Below are 17,063 nucleotides of genomic sequence, written 5' to 3'. Positions count from 1 at the left end.
GCCGCATGGATCTGCTGACTTACCTTCACCATAGCTGGCCGACGCTGCTGCGGCTCACCGGCGAGCATCTCGCGCTGGTGGGCTCCGCGGTGGGCATGGCCATCGTCATCGGGGTGCCGCTGGGCATCCTGATCACCCGCCACCGTTTCCTGGCCACGCCGTTGCTGGCGCTGGCCACCGTGGTGCTGACGCTGCCGTCGATCGCGCTGTTCGGGCTGATGATCCCGATCTTCGCGCGCTTCGGCCACGCGCTGGGCTACGTGCCGGCCGTGACGGCGGTGTTCCTGTACTCGCTGCTGCCGATCATGCGCAACACCTACACCGCGCTGACCCATATCGATGACGGCATCCAGGAAGCGGGGCGCGGCATCGGCATGACCACGTGGCAGCGCATGCGCCTGGTGGACCTGCCGCTGGCCGTGCCCGTGATCCTGGGCGGCGTGCGCACGGCGGTGGTCATGAATATTGGCGTGGCCACCATTGCCGCCATCATCGGCGCCGGTGGCCTGGGCGTGCTGATCCTGCAGGCGATCAGCCAGAGCAACATGAGCAAGCTTGCCGTGGGCGCCGTTCTCGTGAGCCTGCTCGCCATCGTGGCCGACGTCGCGCTGCAAAGCCTGCAGCGTGCCCTGACACCGAAAGGAATCCGACAATGATCGAACTCGACAAACTCACCAAGGCCTTCCCGCAGAAGGACGGCACCGAAGTGCGCGCCGTCAACGAGGTCAGCATGACCGTGCCGCGCGGCGAGATCTGCGTGTTCCTGGGGCCGTCAGGCTGCGGCAAGACCACCACGCTGAAGATGATCAACCGGCTGATCCAGCCGACGTCGGGCACCGTGCGCATCGACGGCGAGGACACCACCGGCATCGACGGCGTCACGCTGCGCCGCAAGATCGGCTACGTAATCCAGCAGATCGGCCTGTTCCCGAACATGACCATCGAAGAGAACATCATGGTCGTGCCGCGCCTGCTGGGCTGGAACAAGAAGCAATGCCGCGAACGGGCGCGCGAGCTGATCCGCATGGTGCAGCTGGACCCGGACAAGATGCTCAAACGCTATCCGCGCGAGCTGTCCGGCGGGCAACAGCAGCGGATCGGCGTGATTCGCGCGCTGGCCGCCGACGCGCCCGTGCTGCTGATGGACGAGCCGTTCGGCGCGGTGGATCCGATCAACCGCGAGAGCATCCAGAACGAGTTCTTCCAGATGCAGCGCCAGCTGGGCAAGACCGTGATCATGGTGTCGCACGATATCGACGAGGCCATCAAGCTCGGTGACAAGGTGGCCGTGTTCCGCGCCGGCCGGCTGGTGCAGTTCGACCATCCCGACGCGTTGCTGGCCCATCCGGCCGACGACTTCGTGCAGGCCTTCGTGGGCCACGACAACACGCTCAAGCGCCTGCTGCTGGTGCGCGCCGGCGACGCGGCCACCCTGCCGCCAAGCTGCCGCCCCGACATGACGCTGGCCGAAGCGTTCGGGGTGATGGACGATGCCGACGTGCGCCACCTGCCCGTGGTGGACGACGCGCAGCGCGCGCTGGGCTACGTGACGCGCCGCGACGTGCGCAACGCGCTGGCCAAGGGCGGCCAGTGCGCGGACGTGATGCGCCAGTTCACCACCACGGCCGCATTCGACGAGCACCTGCGCATCGTGCTGTCGCGCATGTACCAGCACAACACCAGCTGGCTGCCGGTAATCGACGGGGACGGCGTCTACCTGGGCGAAGTCACGCAGGAATCGATTGCCGACTACCTGAGCTCGGGCCGCTCGCGCGGCACCGCGCCGGTGATCCAGCCGCCCGCCAGTTCGCCGGTGACGACCATCGGGCCGGCGCCGGTGGCGGCGCCGCAGAAGGAACGTGCCGCGGCCTGAAAGGCAAGCGCGCGCTGCACGACACCATGAAAAACGGCCGCAGACGCGGCCGTTTTCTATTGGGGCAGATGCCGGGACATCAGGCGTGGCCCAGCTCGCCGTCCTTCAGGCGCCACACGTTCAGCGGATTGCCGTCCTTCAGCGCCTCGGGCAGCAGGGCGGCCGGGAAGTTCTGATAGCAGACCGGACGCAGGAAGCGGTCCAGCGCCGTGGTGCCCACCGACGTGGTGCGCGTGTCCGACGTGGCCGGGAACGGGCCGCCGTGGACCATCGCAAAGCACACTTCCACGCCCGTCGGGAAGCCGTTGAACAGGATACGGCCCACCTTGCGCTCCAGGGCCGGCAGCAGCCTGGCGGCAACGGCATGGTCGCCGGCATCGGCCTGGACCGTGGCAGTCAGCTGGCCTTCGAGGATGCGGGTGACATCCACCAGCGCGTCGGCGTCCTTGCAGACCACCAGTACGGTGGACGGGCCGAACACTTCGGCATGCATGCGGTGGTCGGCCACGAACTTGTCGGCCGACGTTTCGAAGAACACCGGGCGGGCCTGGTTCGGGCCCGTGGCATCCACGCCGCAGGCGGCACGGGTCAGGCCCGAGATTTCCGACAGCTGGGCCACGCCACGCTCGAAGGCGGCATGGATGCCCGGCGTCAGCATGGTGGCGGCCGGCTTGCCGGTCAGCGCGCCGTGCGCCGCGGCGCGGAATGTCTCCAGCGCCGGGCCTTCGATGGCCAGCAGCAGGCCCGGGTTGGTGCAGAACTGGCCCACGCCCATCACCAGCGAATCGACCAGGTCACGGGCGATCTGCTCGCCGCGGGCGGCCAGCGCCTCGGGCAGCAGGTACACCGGGTTGATGCTGCTCATTTCGGCGTAGACGGGGATCGGCACCGGGCGGCTGTTGGCCACGTTCATCAGGGCCAGGCCGCCGGCGCGCGAGCCCGTGAAGCCCACGGCCTGGATGACCGGGTGCGCCACCAGCGCCGTGCCGATGGCGTTGCCCACCCCTTGCACCAGCGAGAACACGCCTTCGGGCAGGCCGGCATCGGCCACGGCCTTCTGGATCACGCGGCCCACCAGTTCCGACGTGCCCGGGTGTGCCGGGTGTGCCTTGGCGACGACCGGGCAGCCAGCGGCCAGCGCCGAGGCCGTGTCGCCACCTGCGACCGAGAAGGCCAGCGGGAAGTTGCTGGCGCCAAACACGGCCACCGGGCCGACGGCGATGCGCTGCATGCGCAGGTCCGGGCGCGGCGGGGTGCGCTCGGGCAGGGCGCTGTCGAGCGTGGCGTCTTGCCAGCGGCCATCGCGCAGCACGCGTGCGAACAGACGCAGCTGGCCGGCGGTGCGGCCGCGTTCGCCTTGCAGGCGGGCGATCGGCAGGGCGGTTTCCAGATGCGCGCGCTGAATCAGGGCGTCGCCCAGGGCTTCCAGCCCGGCGGCGATCGATTCCAGGAACGTGGCGCGCTGCTCGGGAGACGTGGCGCGATAGGTGTCGAACGCGGCTTCGGCCAGCGCGCAGGCACGGTCCACATCGGCCGACGTGCTGCCCTGGTAGGCCGGTTCGAGGCTTTCGCCCGTGGCCGGATTGATGCCGTAAAAGGTGGTTTCGGTGCCGCGAACGGCAGAGGCGCCGATCAGCATTTCGCCAGTCATCGTCATGATCTTGGGTCCTGCGGGAAATTGGGAAAGGACGGCCAGAACACCGTCACGCCAGGCAAAGGCAGCCAGGGGTGGCTGTCATGAATGCGCCTGCCGCAGTGCGTCTCGCCCCGGAATTGTTGTCAAGCCATCGTCGTAAGACATCATATGACATTGCTGGGCGCCTCGCAACCGCGTCGCCTGCCGGGGAAACGGTCAGGCGATGCATGGGGGTTCAGGTCGGGGATCCGGCTGCCGCCGACGCCTTGCGCAGGCGTTCGCGGCTGTTGGTCAGGTGCATGCGCATGGCCGCCTTGGCGGCTTCCGGATCACGTCGCTCGATCGCATCGAAAATGCTCTCGTGCTCGAAGCTCACGCGCTCCAGATACTGTTCGCGCTCGGGCTGGCTCACCTGCAGCCGGCTGCGCGGGATCACCATGGTGCCCAGGTGGCCCATGATGTCGGTGAAATAGCGGTTGCCGGTGGCGCGGGCAATCGACAGGTGGAATTCGAAATCCGAACCCACCGCGTCGCTCCCCTCGGCGGCGTTGCGCTTCATGTCGTCCAGCGCGCGGCGCATGGCGCGCAGCTGATCATCGCTGCGGCGCGTGGCGGCCAGGCTGGCGGCCTCGGCTTCGAGGCTCACGCGGAATTCGAGCATGGCCAGCACGTCCATGGCCGTGACCATCGCCGATGGGTCGATGCGGAACGGCGAATGGGTCTCGATGGGCCGGTTCAGCACGAAGGTGCCGATGCCGTGGCGCGTTTCCACCAGGCCGCTGGCCTGCAGGCGCGACAGGGCTTCGCGCACCACGGTGCGGCTCACGCCGAGCGTGGCCATGATTTCGGATTCGGTCGGCAGCTTGTCGCCCGGCTTGAGCTGGCCTTGCTGGATGCTCTCGGTCAGGTTGCCGACTACTTCTTCAGCAAGCGTGCGGCCACGGCGGCGCAGGGGAGCGGGCGAAGTCATCGAAGCGTTGGACATGGGCGGGCAGGTGTTGGAACCATTGTGGGGATGACCCTGACGGCGGCAATGTTGACCGCGCAGGTACGCGCTCATTATACTGCGTCATAAGTCATACGACGACCGATAACGCACAGCAACTTGCCGCCATGAAACCGTTGTGGCAGCACGACCGCCTAGCCGCACAGGTCAACTAATATATTAGCGTATGAGCAGCAGACAGCAGGGCGCATTTCCGCACATCCACCGCGAAGCGCGAACCCGGCGGCCCAGACACCAGGAATCGGAGACCCTCCACATGAACGCAACTACCCAAGCCGCGGGCGCCTTGCCCGTCACGTCTCTCGCGTCGGTCACGCCCGTCGTGACCGAACTGACCGTGGTGCCCGTCGCTGGCCACGACAGCATGCTGATGAACCTGTCGGGCGCGCATGGCCCTTACTTCACCCGGAACATCGTGATCCTCAAGGACAGCGCCGGCAACACCGGCGTGGGCGAGGTGCCCGGCGGCGAAAGCATCCGCCAGACGCTGGAAGACGCGCGCCCGCTGGTGGTGGGGCAGGGCATCGGCCAGTACCTGGCCATCCTGAACAAGGTGCGCGAACAGTTTGCCAGCCGCGATGCCGGCGGGCGCGGCCTGCAGACGTTCGACCTGCGCATCACCATCCACGCCGTCACCGCGCTGGAAGCGGCGCTGCTGGACCTGCTGGGCAAACACCTGCAGGTGCCCGTGGCCGCGCTGCTGGGCGAAGGCCAGCAGCGCGATGCCGTGGAAATGCTGGGCTACCTGTTCTATGTGGGCGACCGCAGGAAGACCACGCTCGACTACCGTACCGAACCCGGCGCCGACAACGCGTGGTTCCGCGTCCGCAACGAAGTGGCGATGGATGCCCAGGGCGTGGTGCGCCTGGCCGAAGCGGCCTATGAGCGATACGGTTTCAACGACTTCAAGCTCAAGGGCGGCGTGCTGAGCGGCGACGAGGAAATGGAAGCGATCATCGCCCTGCACGAGCGGTTCCCGAAGGCGCGCGTCACGCTGGACCCGAACGGCGGCTGGCTGCTGAAGGACGCGATCCGCCTGTGCCGCGACAAGCACGGCATCCTGGCCTACGCCGAAGACCCCTGCGGCGCCGAGGACGGCTATTCGGGCCGCGAGATCATGGCCGAATTCCGCGCCGCCACCGGCCTGCCGACCGCCACCAACATGGTGGCCACCGACTGGCGCCAGATGGGCCACGCGGTGCGCCTGCAGTCGGTGGACATTCCGCTGGCCGACCCGCATTTCTGGACCATGCAGGGTTCGGTACGCGTGGCGCAGATGTGCGCGGAATGGGGCCTGACCTGGGGCTCGCATTCGAACAACCACTTCGACATCTCGCTGGCGATGTTCACGCACGTGGCCGCCGCCGCGCCGGGCCGTGTCACCGCCATCGATACGCACTGGATCTGGCAGGACGGCGAACACCTGACGCGCCATCCGCTGAAGATCGAAGGCGGCCTGGTGCAGGTGCCGAAGACGCCGGGCCTGGGCGTGGAACTGGACATGGACGCGCTGGCGCGCGCCAACCGCCTCTATCAGGAAAAGGGCCTGGGCGCGCGCGACGACGCCATCGCCATGCAGTTCCTGATCCCCAACTGGAAGTTCAACAACAAGATGCCTTGCATGGTGCGCTGATCGACGTATCGGCCACCTATGCAGAGAAGCCGCACAGCTTTCGTTCAAAGCAGGAGACAACCCCATGATGTACACCTTCACGGCCGCCCCGCGCGCGGCTTTCGCTTCCACGTGGCTGCGCCGCATTGCCGGCGTGGCCGTTGCGCTGGCGGCCGGCATGACGGTGAGCACCGCCGCCATGGCTTCGGGCACCGCCTGGCCGCAACGTGCGGTCTCGGTCGTGGTGCCGTTCCCGGCTGGCGGGTCCACCGACACCATCGCGCGCCTGCTGGCCCAGCCGCTCAACGAGAAGCTCGGCCAGCCGTTCGTGGTGGAAAACCGGCCGGGCGCCACCGGCGCCATCGGTGCCACGTTCGTCAAGCGTGCGCCGGCCGATGGCTACACGATGCTGGTGGCCTCGATTGGCGTTTTTGCGGTGAATCCGTTCCTGCAGAAGAACCTGCAGTACGACCCGGCCAAGGATTTCGACCTGCTGACGGTGGCCGTGCGCGCACCGAACGTGCTGGTGGCGAACCCGAACTTTCCGGCCCGGTCGCTGCAGGAACTGGTGGCCTACATGAAGAAGAACCCCGGCAAGGTGTCGTTTGCCAGTTCGGGTGCGGGCTCGTCCGATCACCTGACCGCCGCGCTGTTCTGGCAGAAGAGCGGCACCGAGGGCCTGCACGTGCCGTACAAGGGCGGTGCGCCGGCCATCTCCGACCTGCTGGCGGGCCAGGTGGATGTGTCGTTCCAGAACATCAACGCGGTGCTGCAGCACATCCGTACCGGCAAGCTCAAGGCACTGGCCGTGACCTCGGACAAGCGGTCGTCGGTGCTGCCGAACGTACCGACCATGGTCGAGGGCGGCGTCAAGGACGTGGATGTGTATTCGTGGCAGGGCGTGGCCGCACCCAAGGGGCTCCCGGCCGACGTGAAAACCCGCCTGCACGGCGCCATCGTCGGCGCGCTCAAGGACCCTGGCATGCAGAAGAAGCTCAGCGAGCAGGGCTTCGAGGTCGTCGCCAACACGCCGGAACAGTTCGCCGAGTTCGAGAACCAGGAACTCAAACGCTGGAAGACCGTGATCGAGCAAGGCAAGATCACCGCCGAGTAATGCCTCCACGGAGGTTGCTGGACATTGGCCCCGCCTGCATGGCGGGGTTTTTCTTTGCGCGCCCGATGGCTGGCTGCGTGTTTGCCGCCAAGCCCCGCCTGAAGTGGGGGTACCCCAGCCTCGCCATTAACAATCGCGGGACATGTCCGATAACGATTTGGGCAGTATCAGGCCAGTGGCACGCTGAAAATCTGACAGATTTGATCTGCGTCAGTAATATTTCGCCCTTTTGCTATTGATGAATCTGGGCCGCTGGTCCATGTTGCCGAGTCGGCAAATGGCCGACCCTTGACGCTATCTGGAGAAATGGAAGTGAGGAATCTGAAGAGCTGCTGCCTGGCCGGGATCGTGGCCGCCATGGGCCTGGCCGGTTGCGCGACCGAAACGTCGACGGCCCTGCCGGTGCAGAAGGTGGAAAGCGCGAGCCGCCCGTTCAACGGCGTGCGCACCCCGATCGCGGTGGGCAAGTTCGATAACCGCTCGAACTACATGCGCGGCGTGTTCTCGGACGGTATCGACCGCCTGAGTGGCCAGGCCAAGACCAGCCTGGTGACGCACCTGCAGCAGACCAACCGCTTCAACGTGCTGGAGCGCGAGAACCTCGACGAGATCAAGCGCGAAGCCGCCATCAAGAACCAGGCCCAGAAGCTCAAGAGTGCCGATTTCGTGGTCACCGGCGATATCACCGAGTTCGGCCGCAAGGAAGTGGGCGACGTGCAGCTGTTCGGCATCCTGGGCCGTGGCCGCGAGCAGGTGGCCTACGCCAAGGTCAACCTGAATATCGTCAATATCAGCACGTCCGAAGTCGTGTACGCCACGCAGGGCGCGGGGGAATACAAGCTGTCGAATCGCGAGGTGATCGGTTTTGGCGGAACGGCGAGCTTCGACTCGACGCTCAACGGCAAGGTAATGGACCTGGCCATGCGCGAAGCCGTGAACAACCTGGTGAACGCGATCGAAAGCGGAGCCTGGAAGCCGGTTCAGCAGTAAGCCGTTACCAACAAAAAGCGAGAAAAACATGAAGCAATGGGTCACGCTGCGCAACGCGGCGTTCTTGTCGGCGGCCGGCCTGCTGGCTGGCTGCGCCGGTCCGCAGTCGATGTACCAGTGGGAAGGCTACCAGTCGCAGGTCTACGAGTACTTCAAGGGTGAGTCGAAGGAAGCGCAGATCACCGCGCTCGAAAGCGGCCTGGAAAAGATCAAGGCCAAGGGCGGTTCGGTGCCGCCGGGTTATCACGCCCAGCTTGGCATGCTCTACCTGAACGTGGGCAAGGGCGAGCAGACGGTCAAGGAATTCCAGACCGAAAAGACCCTGTTCCCCGAGTCCACGCCGTACATGGACTTCCTGATGCGCAACATGAAGACCGACGAGCGCAAGGAGGCGGGGGCCGCCACCGCACCGCAGGCCAGGGCGGAAACCACGGCCGCCGCCAGGTCTGACGTCACCGCAGGGAGCACCAAATGATGCGCCGCCTTCTGACCTGTATCGCCGCCCTGGGCACGGCCGCGCTGTTCGCCGGCTGCGCCGTGCCGACCACGCAGGTGAATTACGCCGCGTTCAAGCAAGCGCGCCCGCGTTCGATCGTGGTGCTGCCGCCGCTGAACGAGTCGCCTGACATCAAGGCCACCTACGCGATGCTGGCGCAGGCCACGTATCCGCTGGCCGAATCGGGCTACTACGTGCTGCCGGTGGCGCTGGTCGACGAAACGTTCCGCCAGAACGGCCTGACCGTGCCCGGTGATATCCACACCGTGCCGGTGCCCAAGCTGCGCGAAATCTTCGGGGCCGACGCGGCGCTGTATGTGACCGTGACCGACTACGGCTCGCGCTACCAGGTGCTGAGCAGCGTGACCCGCGTGGCCGCGAAAGCGACGCTGGTGGACCTGAAGACCGGCGATGAACTCTGGAGCGGCAGGGCGGTGGCGGCGCAGGACAGCAGCAGCAGCGGCGGCGGCCTGATCGGCATGCTGGTCACGGCAGCCATCAACCAGGCGATGAACCACCTGACCGACGCCAGCTATCCCGTGGCCGGCACCGCGAGCGCACGCCTGCTGTCGGCCGGGATGCCCAACGGCATCCTGTACGGCCCGCGTTCGCCGAAGTATCAATCTGACTGAGTCGGACTGCGTCGGACCGATCTGGCCGCCTGCGAGCGGCCAACAAAAAATGCCGCGGCACTGGCTCCAGATCGGAGCGGTGCCGCGGCATTTTTCATTTGTCTGGCGGAAGCGGTGAGATTCGAACTCACGGATGGGTCACCCCATCGGCAGTTTTCAAGACTGCTGCCTTAAACCACTCGGCCACGCTTCCTTTCGGGTTGGATACCGGGCGCGGCGTGTCATCCGTCATGCCCGGCCGCGCATTATACAAGGTCGCAGGGCCGGGCAGTGTGCGGCTTGATGGGCGCACGACAGGTCGCATGGTTGACGGGGCCATGACGGCTTCGGCCCGGAATGGGTCGGGCACTGGCGCATTTGTCGGTCTTTGTCGGACAGCGCGGAACCATGTTGGGGCTGTAAGGTTCCTAGAAAGGTCGATTTGCGGGCGCTTGCCGCGCAGGTCCACCTTTCCAAACGCCTCATTCCGCTATCAGAGGAGCATTGATCATGCAGGGACAACACAAGGACAACCAGGGCACGCCCCGGTCGTGGCTCGCGCTTGGCAGCCTGGGCGCACTGGCGCTGGCCGCTGGCCTGGCCGGCTGCGCGCAGCCCGGTTACGGCGGCTACGGCAACTACAACACGGCCCCGCCTCCGCAGCCTTATCAGCAGCCGGGCACCAACAGCTACCAGGCACCGAGCGGTTCGGTCTTTACCGGACGCGTGGAATCGATCGAGCCGATCCAGACGACGCAGGGCAGTTCGGGCCTGCTGGGCACCGTGATCGGCGGCGCGGCGGGCGGCCTGCTGGGCCACCAGGTCGGCGGCGGACGCGGGCAGACCGCGGCCACGATCGTCGGTGCCGTGGGTGGCGCCGTGGCCGGGAACCAGATCGAGAAGCGCGCCGGCAGCAATACATCGACCGCCTACCGCGTGAACGTGCGGCTTGACGATGGCCGCGTGGCCACGGTGACGCAGAGCAATCTGGGCAACCTGCGCGTGGGTGACCGCGCACGCGTGGCCAACGACATGGCGACGCCGTACTGATCGGCAGTCAGCCAACGCAGTACATAGTAAAAGCGCCACACCGGTTCAGGGTGTGGCGCTTTTGCTTTTGATTTACCTTCGTCGAACGACCATGAGCCATGCCGGCTCAATCCTTCAGGAACATCTCCTGCAGGTCATTGAGGAACCGGCGGCCCAGTTCGGTCGGCTTGATCGTGGTGGGGTCCGCTTCGAGCAGTCCTTTTTTTTCCGCCGCGGCCAGTTGCTTGCCAATGGTGTGCAGGGGCAGGCCGGTGTAGTCGTGGAAGCTCGATGCCGGCACGCCGTCGGTGAGCCGCAGCGCGTTGAGCATGAACTCGAACGGCAGTTCGTCCGCGCCAACTTCGCGGGCTTCCTGCACGGCGTTGCCGGCCATGGCCTGTTCCATATAGGTGGCCGGATGCTTGTGGCGCATCTGGCGCAGGATACGGTTCGGAAACGACAGCTTGCCGTGCGCGCCGGCGCCGATCCCCAGGTAATCGCCAAAACGCCAGTAATTGAGGTTGTGCCTGGCCTCGCGATGCGGGCGGGCATAGGCGGACGTTTCGTAGTGGCGAAAGCCCGCCTGTGCCGTGCGGGCTTCGATGATGTCCTGCATCTCGTAGGCGATGTCCTCGTCCGGCAGGGCCGGCGGATACTTCGCGAACAGCGTGTTCGGCTCCAGCGTCAGGTGGTACAGCGACAGGTGCGTGGTGCCATAGGACAGCGCCGCTTCGAGATCGCGCACGCATTCGTCGATGGTCTGGCCGGGCAGGGCGTACATCAGGTCCAGATTGACGTTGTCGAAGTGCTTCAGCGCGATGTCGATGGCCGCCCGCGCTTCGCGCTCGCCGTGGATACGCCCCAGCGCCTGCAGGTGCCGGTCGTCAAAGCTCTGGATGCCGATCGACAGCCGGTTGATGCCGCTGGCCCGGTAGCTCGCGAAGCGTTCGGCCTCGAACGTGCCCGGGTTGGCTTCCATCGTGATCTCGGCGTCGGCATCGAGCGGCAGCAGCGCGCGGATGTCGGACAGCAGGCGGTCCATGCCCGCCGCCGACAGCAGGCTGGGCGTGCCGCCGCCGATGAACACCGTATGCACCGGGCGGCCCCACACCAGCGGCAGCGACTGCTCCAGGTCGGCACGCAGCGCATCGAGATACATGTCCTCGGGGATGTCGTGACTGTCGTTCTTGCCCGGTGCCGCATGCGAGTTGAAGTCGCAGTACGGACATTTGCGCACGCACCAGGGAATATGGACATACAGCGACAGCGGCGGCGAGCCGGGCAGGGCGATCTGGCCCGGCTTGAGCCAGAGCTGCTGGTTGCCGGCCGGCGATACGTCAGCCGGCTTGCCGCTGCCCGCGGGGATGATGGGGATCATGCGCCTACCTTGAGACTGGCGGCCTGCAACCGTGCCACCAGCCCTTGCAGGGCCAGCGCGCGATGGCTGATGCTGTTCTTCTCGTCCGCGCTCAGTTCGGCGGCCGTCTTGCCGATCCGGGGCAGCAGGAAGTGCGGGTCGTAGCCAAAGCCCCCGGCGCCGCGCGGGGCGTCGACCACTTCACCCGCCCACGTGCCTTCGGCGATGATCGGACGCGGATCGTCGGCATGGCGCACCAGCACCAGCACGCAGTAATAGTGGGCGTGGCGGTTCAGCTTGCCCGCCAGCTGCGAAATCAGGTGCGCGTTGTTGGCGGCATCGGACTTCGGCTTGCCGACCATCTGCGCGTAGCGGGCCGAATAGACGCCGGGCGCGCCATCGAGGGCGTCCACGCAGATGCCCGAGTCGTCGGCCAGCGCCGGCATGCCCGACAGGCGGCTGGCATGGCGGGCCTTGGCCAGCGCGTTTTCGACGAAGGTGACGAACGGCTCCTCGGCTTCCGGAATGCCCAGCTCGCCCTGCGGCACGACGTCGAATCCGAGCGGCGACAGCAGCGCGCTGAATTCGCGCACCTTGCCGGCGTTGTTGGAGGCCAGGACCAGGCGTTGCATCGTCATTCCCTCCCGCGCCTCAGAGCCCAAGCGCCTGCTTCTGGTGGCGCACCAGTTCGGCGATGCCGGCTTCGGCCAGACGCGTCATGGCGTCGAGGTCGGCACGGCTGAACGGCGCGCCCTCGGCCGTGCCCTGGACTTCGACAAAACCGCCGCTGCCCGTCATCACCACGTTCATGTCGGTGTCGCATGTGCTGTCCTCGGCATAATCGAGGTCCAGCACCGGCACGCCATCGACCATGCCGACCGACACCGCGGCCACGAAGTCGCGGATCGGGCTGGCCTGGATCGCGCCGCTGCGCAGCATGGTGCCGATGGCGTCATGGGCGGCCACGAAGGCGCCGGTGATGGCGGCCGTGCGCGTGCCGCCGTCGGCCTGCAGCACGTCGCAATCAAGGTGGATCGTATATTCGCCAAGCGCGGAGAGATCGAACACCGAGCGCATTGCCCGGCCGATCAGGCGCTGGATTTCCTGGGTGCGGCCGGTCTGCTTGCCGCGCGCAGCCTCGCGGTCCGACCGCGTATGCGTGGCGCGCGGCAGCATGCCGTATTCGGCGGTGACCCAGCCTTCGCCGCTGCCCTTCTTGTGCGGCGGCACCTTGGCCAGCACGCTGGCCGTGCACAGCACCTTGGTATCGCCGAAGGCACTCAGTACCGAACCTTCGGCGTGGCGGGTGTAGTGACGGGTCAGGCTGATGGGTCGCAGCGCGTCGGCCGCGCGTCCGCTGGGTCGCATGGGGAATCTTTCGTTGGAATCGGGTAAGACCGCGATTCTAACGCCGGCGGGGCGATCTTGCGTCCTCGGGGCTGCCTGGCGCGTCAGCGCATCAAGTTCGAGGTCTTGTCGATGGCCGCGCGGATCTCCGCGATCGAGCGTTCGATTTCTTCCTCGGACAGCAGATCGGTGTCGGTGCCGGTGCGTTCCAGGATCGACGTGGTGAACGCGTTCAGCGGCAGCGTGTCGGTCAGCACCGCGTCCTCGTTGGGCACGGTGGCGTCCGCTTCCCACATCATGGCAATCGCTGTGGTGTTGTCGGCACCTTCGCCGGCGTTGGCCAGGGCCTGCTCGATCAGGTCGGGGATGGCGTGGACCACCGACAGGTGGGTCACCTTGTCGACGATGACCTTTTCGTCCAGCACGCCCCACAGGCCGTCCGAGCACAGCAGCGCCACATCGCCCGGCTCCAGCCGTACCGGGCCGCCGATATCGATCAGCGGCAGGTTGGGCGACCCGAGGCAGTTGTAGAGCTTGTTGCGCTCCGGGTGGTTGGCCACTTCCATGGGCAGCACCCGTTCCTGCTGCAGCAGGTTCTCGATCTTCGAGTGGTCGCGAGTGCGGGTCAGCAGCGCGGCCTTGCGCATCAGGTAGAAGCGGGAATCCCCGGCGTGGGCCCAGTGGATCTGGCCGTTCTGGATCAGGCAGCAGACCACCGTGGTGCGGGGCACATCGGGCAGCTTGTTGGCTTCGGCGTAGCGATGGATCTCGCGGTGCGCCAGCATGACCGTGTCCTGCAGGAAGTCTGCGGGGTTGCGGATCGACGGGCGGGCCTGCGACTGGAACTGGCGGGCCAGCGTCTGCAGCGCCTGCTGCGCGGCGACTTCGCCAAAGGCATGGCCGCCCAGGCCATCGGCCAGCACCATGAGCAGGGCATCGCGTGTGAAGCAATAGCCCATGCGGTCCTGGTTGATCCGGCGGCCGCCTTTCCGGCTTTCCTGATAGACGGAGAATCGCATTGCGGTAATTCGTGTCGGGTTCGTGCGTTAGTCGCCGCTTCGGCCGGTTTCTTCGGCGTGAACGGGCTTGGCGGCGGTCGGCTTGTCGATGCTCTTGTCTTCGCGGCGCCGCAGCAGCGTCATGAAGCGGCTGGTGGCATTGACGCGTTCGCCGGTCGTTGCCGCGGGGGCGCTGGCCGCCGCGGCAGCCGATTGCTCGCCCAGCGCATTGCTCTGGTCGCGCAGCTCCTTCTGGAGCCGGAACACGCTCTGCGGCCGTTCGGACGGCGTCAGGCGCAGACACCACTCGACCAGATCGACCAGGCCATTGGTGTAGGTGGCGCGCAGCCGCGTGAAGGATTCGGCCATGCGGTCTTCCTTCTCGCGCTGGTTGGCCTCCTGCGGCGGCATGCCGGCCATGCACGCGTACAGCGTGGCGCCCAGGCTGTAGATGTCGGTCCACGGGCCCAGTTCGGAATGCTTGCCATAGAGTTCGGGCGCCGCGAAGCCGGGGGTGTACATCGGCTGGAAGCGCGCGTTTTCCATGGTCAGGATCTGCCGGGCCGCACCGAAATCGAGCAGGATCGGCGATTCGTCCTCGCGCAGATAGATGTTGCCGGGCTTGATGTCCAGGTGCAGCAGTTTGTGAATATGCACTTCGCGCAGGCCGCTCATGAGGTCGTGGAAGACCTTGCGGATGAACCGTTCGCGCAGCACCTTCGACTTGCCTTGCTGCCGGGCCTGCAGGATATGCTCCTGCAGCGTCTTGCCCAGCTCGTAGTTCATCACCATGTAGACCGTGGAGTTCTCGCGGAAGAAGTTCACCACGCGAACCACGCTGGGGTGCGAAATACGCGCCAGCGAGCGGCCTTCCTCGAAGAAATACTTCAGGCCAAGGCGGAACGAGGCGGCGTTTTCGTCGGGGACGACCGGAATCAGTTCGCCGGGATTGCGGCGCGCCAGCGAAGACGGCAGGTATTCCTTGATGGCAACCGGGGCGCCGGTCTCGTCGGTGGCGAGGTAGACGAAACTGAACCCCCCGCTGGCCAACTTCTTTACAATACGGTAGTTGGCAAGCAGCGTGCCGATAGGGAGCGGCGCGCTCTTGGGTTGGTTGGCGCCCTTGGACTCTGTCATAGGATTCGGGACCTCATTTGCTCCCGGATTCTCCGGTCTAATCGGTCACTTGTAAAGAAATCATTAGCGGGGAGTGTTGCCAAAACTCCGCGCTTTCCGACCGCCGCTTTCCCATTGATTTTTCGGGCGTTTTAGCGCCTGTACGGCCGCGCTGGCCGGGCCGCCGGACCCGGTTTTCGTGCCGAATCCCGATTTTTCGACTCTTTCGCGAGATTAACGACGATGATCCACAGCATGACAGGCTATGGCCTGGCCACCCGCCAGGCACCGCTGACCAACGCCCAGGGCGAACCCAGCGGCCGCACGGCTTCGGTTTCCGTGGAATTCCGCACTGTCAATTCGCGTTTTCTCGACCTGTTGTTCCGCGCGCCGGAAGAGTGCCGCGCCTTCGAGCCGGCACTGCGCGAGATGCTGATGGGCGAGCTGTCGCGCGGCAAGCTCGAATGCCGGATCAACCTGCAGCGCACCGACACCGGCGGCGCCACGCTGGCGCTGAACCAGGGCCTGCTGGACCAGATCCGCGCGCTGGAATCCACCGTGGCCGGCACCTTCGCCGGCGCGGGCACCATGCGCATGGGCGAGATCCTGCGCTGGCCGGGCGTGCTGGTGGAACCCGAACTGTCGCAGGAAGCCCTGCGCGAAGCCGTGACCGGTGCCGCGCGCGACGCCCTGAAGCAACTGCTGGAGGCCCGCGGCCGCGAGGGCGCCGCGCTCAAGGCCACGCTGGAGGAGCGTATCGACGCCATGCTGGCCATCGTCGAGCGGCTGACGCCGATGATTCCCCAGCTGATCGCCCACCATCAGGAAAAGCTGACGGAGCGCCTGCAGGAGGCGTTCAATCTGGCCGCGCCGAACGGCATGCCGTCGATGAGCCGCGAAGAGGTGGCCGAGCGTATCCGCCAGGAAGCCACGGTCTACGGCATCCGCATCGACATCGCCGAAGAGCTGTCGCGCCTGCAGGCCCACCTCAACGAAACGCGGCATATCCTGAAGAAGGGCGGCCAGGTTGGCAAGCGCCTGGATTTCATGATGCAGGAGCTCAACCGCGAGGCCAACACGCTGGGCTCGAAGGCCGCCGCCAAGGAACTTGCCGATGCGTCGATGGAGCTCAAGCTCCTGATCGAGCAGATGCGCGAACAGATTCAAAACCTCGAATAAGATCATGAGCGACACCACCCACACCGCCATCGATACCGTCTATCCCGGCAACCTGTTCATGGTGGTGGCACCGTCAGGGGCCGGCAAATCCACGCTGGTCAATGCGCTGCTGGCGCAGGACCAGTCCATCCGCCTGTCGATCTCGCATACCACCCGCAAGCCGCGCCCCGGCGAGCAGAGCGGCCGCGAGTACCACTTCACCACGGTCGAGGAATTCCGTGCCGCGCGCGATCGCGGGGAATTCCTGGAATGGGCCGAAGTGCATGGCAACTACTACGCCACCTCGCGCGTCTGGATCGAGCAGCAGATGGCCCAGGGCAACGACGTGCTGCTGGAGATCGACTGGCAGGGCGCGCAGCAGGTCCACAAGCGTTTTTCCAACGCCGTGGAGATTTTCATCCTGCCGCCGTCGCTGACCGCGCTGGAAGACCGCCTCAAGAAGCGGGGCCAGGACGAGCCGAACGTGATCGTGCGGCGCCTGCTGGCGGCCGGTAGCGAAATGGCCCATGCTTCGGAGTCCGATTACGTGATCATCAACGAGGTTTTCGAGGACGCGCTGAAGCAGCTCCAGAACGTCGTTCACGCGACCCGTTTGCGCTTTTCGTCGCAGAAGGCCCGTCACGCCGAGCTGTTTATCGAGCTCGGCATTCATTGATTGCAGGCCCGTCGCCGGAAGGTTCCGGCGGCGTGCTGTAAAAT

Annotated in this window: 17 protein-coding genes and 1 tRNA gene; 10 read left to right on the top strand and 8 right to left on the bottom strand. The window is 66.1% G+C overall.

Annotated elements, in window-relative coordinates; all coding sequences use genetic code 11:
- Positions 1-5 precede the first annotated feature (5 nt).
- Positions 6-656, top strand: coding sequence for an ABC transporter permease (locus AC24R4_RS12635; protein ID WP_153947516.1), 651 nt, complete (start codon positions 6-8; stop codon positions 654-656).
- A complete protein-coding gene (locus tag AC24R4_RS12630; protein ID WP_400393766.1) occupies positions 653-1,873 on the top strand; it encodes an osmoprotectant ABC transporter ATP-binding protein OsmV in 1,221 nt (406 codons plus the stop codon). Before AC24R4_RS12635 ends, AC24R4_RS12630 begins: the two co-directional genes overlap by 4 nt.
- A 79-nt stretch (positions 1,874-1,952) precedes the next feature.
- Here AC24R4_RS12630 and AC24R4_RS12625 read toward each other — a convergent pair whose 3' ends face one another.
- Both AC24R4_RS12625 and AC24R4_RS12620 read right to left on the bottom strand, forming a co-directional pair.
- The gene (locus tag AC24R4_RS12625) at positions 1,953-3,530 is read right to left on the bottom strand and encodes an aldehyde dehydrogenase (NADP(+)) (RefSeq protein WP_400393764.1); all 1,578 of its coding nucleotides are present in this window, start codon (positions 3,528-3,530) and stop codon (positions 1,953-1,955) included.
- Positions 3,531-3,744: 214 nt separating this feature from the next.
- Positions 3,745-4,494, bottom strand: coding sequence for a FadR/GntR family transcriptional regulator (locus tag AC24R4_RS12620; protein ID WP_153947519.1), 750 nt, complete (start codon positions 4,492-4,494; stop codon positions 3,745-3,747).
- Between the two features lie 277 nt (positions 4,495-4,771).
- On the opposite strand from AC24R4_RS12620, the gene gudD reads away from it, so the two are divergent.
- The 5 genes from gudD (at position 4,772) to AC24R4_RS12595 (ending at position 9,359) form a co-directional block, all read left to right on the top strand.
- Complete coding sequence (gene gudD / locus AC24R4_RS12615; protein ID WP_400393762.1) at positions 4,772-6,148, top strand: glucarate dehydratase; 1,377 nt, start codon at positions 4,772-4,774, stop codon at positions 6,146-6,148.
- Positions 6,149-6,215: 67 nt separating this feature from the next.
- On the top strand, positions 6,216-7,241 hold the full coding sequence (locus tag AC24R4_RS12610) for a Bug family tripartite tricarboxylate transporter substrate binding protein (RefSeq protein WP_400393770.1): 1,026 nt from the start codon (positions 6,216-6,218) through the stop codon (positions 7,239-7,241).
- A gap of 306 nt (positions 7,242-7,547) precedes the next feature.
- Complete coding sequence (locus AC24R4_RS12605) at positions 7,548-8,231, top strand: CsgG/HfaB family protein (protein WP_400397120.1); 684 nt, start codon at positions 7,548-7,550, stop codon at positions 8,229-8,231.
- Positions 8,232-8,259: 28 nt separating this feature from the next.
- A complete protein-coding gene (locus AC24R4_RS12600) occupies positions 8,260-8,706 on the top strand; it encodes a DUF4810 domain-containing protein (protein WP_400397123.1) in 447 nt (148 codons plus the stop codon).
- A complete protein-coding gene (locus AC24R4_RS12595) occupies positions 8,703-9,359 on the top strand; it encodes a DUF799 domain-containing protein (protein WP_487523200.1) in 657 nt (218 codons plus the stop codon). The genes AC24R4_RS12600 and AC24R4_RS12595 overlap by 4 nt, the downstream gene beginning before the upstream one ends.
- Before the next feature lie 103 nt (positions 9,360-9,462).
- Here AC24R4_RS12595 and AC24R4_RS12590 read toward each other — a convergent pair.
- Positions 9,463-9,552: transfer RNA gene (locus AC24R4_RS12590), tRNA-Ser, on the bottom strand.
- Between the two features lie 296 nt (positions 9,553-9,848).
- Here AC24R4_RS12590 and AC24R4_RS12585 point away from each other — a divergent pair.
- Complete coding sequence (locus AC24R4_RS12585; protein WP_400393131.1) at positions 9,849-10,388, top strand: outer membrane lipoprotein; 540 nt, start codon at positions 9,849-9,851, stop codon at positions 10,386-10,388.
- A gap of 106 nt (positions 10,389-10,494) precedes the next feature.
- On the opposite strand, the gene hemW is transcribed toward AC24R4_RS12585, so the two are convergent.
- From hemW to AC24R4_RS12560, 5 genes are all read right to left on the bottom strand, one after another.
- A complete protein-coding gene (gene hemW / locus AC24R4_RS12580) occupies positions 10,495-11,745 on the bottom strand; it encodes a radical SAM family heme chaperone HemW (RefSeq protein WP_153947523.1) in 1,251 nt (416 codons plus the stop codon).
- On the bottom strand, positions 11,742-12,356 hold the full coding sequence (gene rdgB / locus AC24R4_RS12575) for an RdgB/HAM1 family non-canonical purine NTP pyrophosphatase (protein WP_400393133.1): 615 nt from the start codon (positions 12,354-12,356) through the stop codon (positions 11,742-11,744). Before rdgB ends, hemW begins: the two co-directional genes overlap by 4 nt.
- A 19-nt stretch (positions 12,357-12,375) precedes the next feature.
- The gene (gene rph / locus AC24R4_RS12570) at positions 12,376-13,092 is read right to left on the bottom strand and encodes a ribonuclease PH (RefSeq protein WP_400393135.1); all 717 of its coding nucleotides are present in this window, start codon (positions 13,090-13,092) and stop codon (positions 12,376-12,378) included.
- Between the two features lie 83 nt (positions 13,093-13,175).
- Positions 13,176-14,090, bottom strand: coding sequence for a PP2C family protein-serine/threonine phosphatase (locus AC24R4_RS12565; protein WP_153947526.1), 915 nt, complete (start codon positions 14,088-14,090; stop codon positions 13,176-13,178).
- Positions 14,091-14,117: 27 nt separating this feature from the next.
- Positions 14,118-15,206 (bottom strand): serine/threonine protein kinase, encoded by a 1,089-nt coding sequence (locus AC24R4_RS12560; protein WP_153947527.1) that lies wholly within the window; start codon positions 15,204-15,206, stop codon positions 14,118-14,120.
- 222 nt (positions 15,207-15,428) lie between these two features.
- Between AC24R4_RS12560 and AC24R4_RS12555 the strand changes: the two genes are divergently transcribed.
- Both AC24R4_RS12555 and gmk read left to right on the top strand, forming a co-directional pair.
- Positions 15,429-16,364: a YicC/YloC family endoribonuclease gene (locus AC24R4_RS12555; protein WP_153947528.1), complete on the top strand. Its 936-nt coding sequence runs from the start codon at positions 15,429-15,431 to the stop codon at positions 16,362-16,364.
- A gap of 4 nt (positions 16,365-16,368) precedes the next feature.
- Positions 16,369-17,019, top strand: coding sequence for a guanylate kinase (gmk, locus tag AC24R4_RS12550; protein ID WP_400393140.1), 651 nt, complete (start codon positions 16,369-16,371; stop codon positions 17,017-17,019).
- Positions 17,020-17,063 lie beyond the last annotated feature (44 nt).

The organism is Cupriavidus sp. CER-90, assembly GCF_057652055.1.
The sequence above is the reverse complement of the archived record's forward strand: the minus strand, read 5'-3'. Positions and strand labels throughout refer to the sequence as shown.

What these genes read in the sequence shown, in the direction of transcription:
- AC24R4_RS12635 (WP_153947516.1), top strand. Translation starts at nt 6, where the DNA reads ATGGATCTGCTGACTTACCTTCACCATAGCTGGCCGACGCTGCTGCGG.
- AC24R4_RS12630 (WP_400393766.1), top strand. Translation starts at nt 653, where the DNA reads ATGATCGAACTCGACAAACTCACCAAGGCCTTCCCGCAGAAGGACGGC.
- AC24R4_RS12625 (WP_400393764.1), bottom strand. Translation starts at nt 3,530, where the DNA reads ATGACGATGACTGGCGAAATGCTGATCGGCGCCTCTGCCGTTCGCGGC.
- AC24R4_RS12620 (WP_153947519.1), bottom strand. Translation starts at nt 4,494, where the DNA reads ATGTCCAACGCTTCGATGACTTCGCCCGCTCCCCTGCGCCGCCGTGGC.
- gudD (WP_400393762.1), top strand. Translation starts at nt 4,772, where the DNA reads ATGAACGCAACTACCCAAGCCGCGGGCGCCTTGCCCGTCACGTCTCTC.
- AC24R4_RS12610 (WP_400393770.1), top strand. Translation starts at nt 6,216, where the DNA reads ATGTACACCTTCACGGCCGCCCCGCGCGCGGCTTTCGCTTCCACGTGG.
- AC24R4_RS12605 (WP_400397120.1), top strand. Translation starts at nt 7,548, where the DNA reads ATGGAAGTGAGGAATCTGAAGAGCTGCTGCCTGGCCGGGATCGTGGCC.
- AC24R4_RS12600 (WP_400397123.1), top strand. Translation starts at nt 8,260, where the DNA reads ATGAAGCAATGGGTCACGCTGCGCAACGCGGCGTTCTTGTCGGCGGCC.
- AC24R4_RS12595 (WP_487523200.1), top strand. Translation starts at nt 8,703, where the DNA reads ATGATGCGCCGCCTTCTGACCTGTATCGCCGCCCTGGGCACGGCCGCG.
- AC24R4_RS12585 (WP_400393131.1), top strand. Translation starts at nt 9,849, where the DNA reads ATGCAGGGACAACACAAGGACAACCAGGGCACGCCCCGGTCGTGGCTC.
- hemW (WP_153947523.1), bottom strand. Translation starts at nt 11,745, where the DNA reads ATGATCCCCATCATCCCCGCGGGCAGCGGCAAGCCGGCTGACGTATCG.
- rdgB (WP_400393133.1), bottom strand. Translation starts at nt 12,356, where the DNA reads ATGCAACGCCTGGTCCTGGCCTCCAACAACGCCGGCAAGGTGCGCGAA.
- rph (WP_400393135.1), bottom strand. Translation starts at nt 13,092, where the DNA reads ATGCGACCCAGCGGACGCGCGGCCGACGCGCTGCGACCCATCAGCCTG.
- AC24R4_RS12565 (WP_153947526.1), bottom strand. Translation starts at nt 14,090, where the DNA reads ATGCGATTCTCCGTCTATCAGGAAAGCCGGAAAGGCGGCCGCCGGATC.
- AC24R4_RS12560 (WP_153947527.1), bottom strand. Translation starts at nt 15,206, where the DNA reads ATGACAGAGTCCAAGGGCGCCAACCAACCCAAGAGCGCGCCGCTCCCT.
- AC24R4_RS12555 (WP_153947528.1), top strand. Translation starts at nt 15,429, where the DNA reads ATGATCCACAGCATGACAGGCTATGGCCTGGCCACCCGCCAGGCACCG.
- gmk (WP_400393140.1), top strand. Translation starts at nt 16,369, where the DNA reads ATGAGCGACACCACCCACACCGCCATCGATACCGTCTATCCCGGCAAC.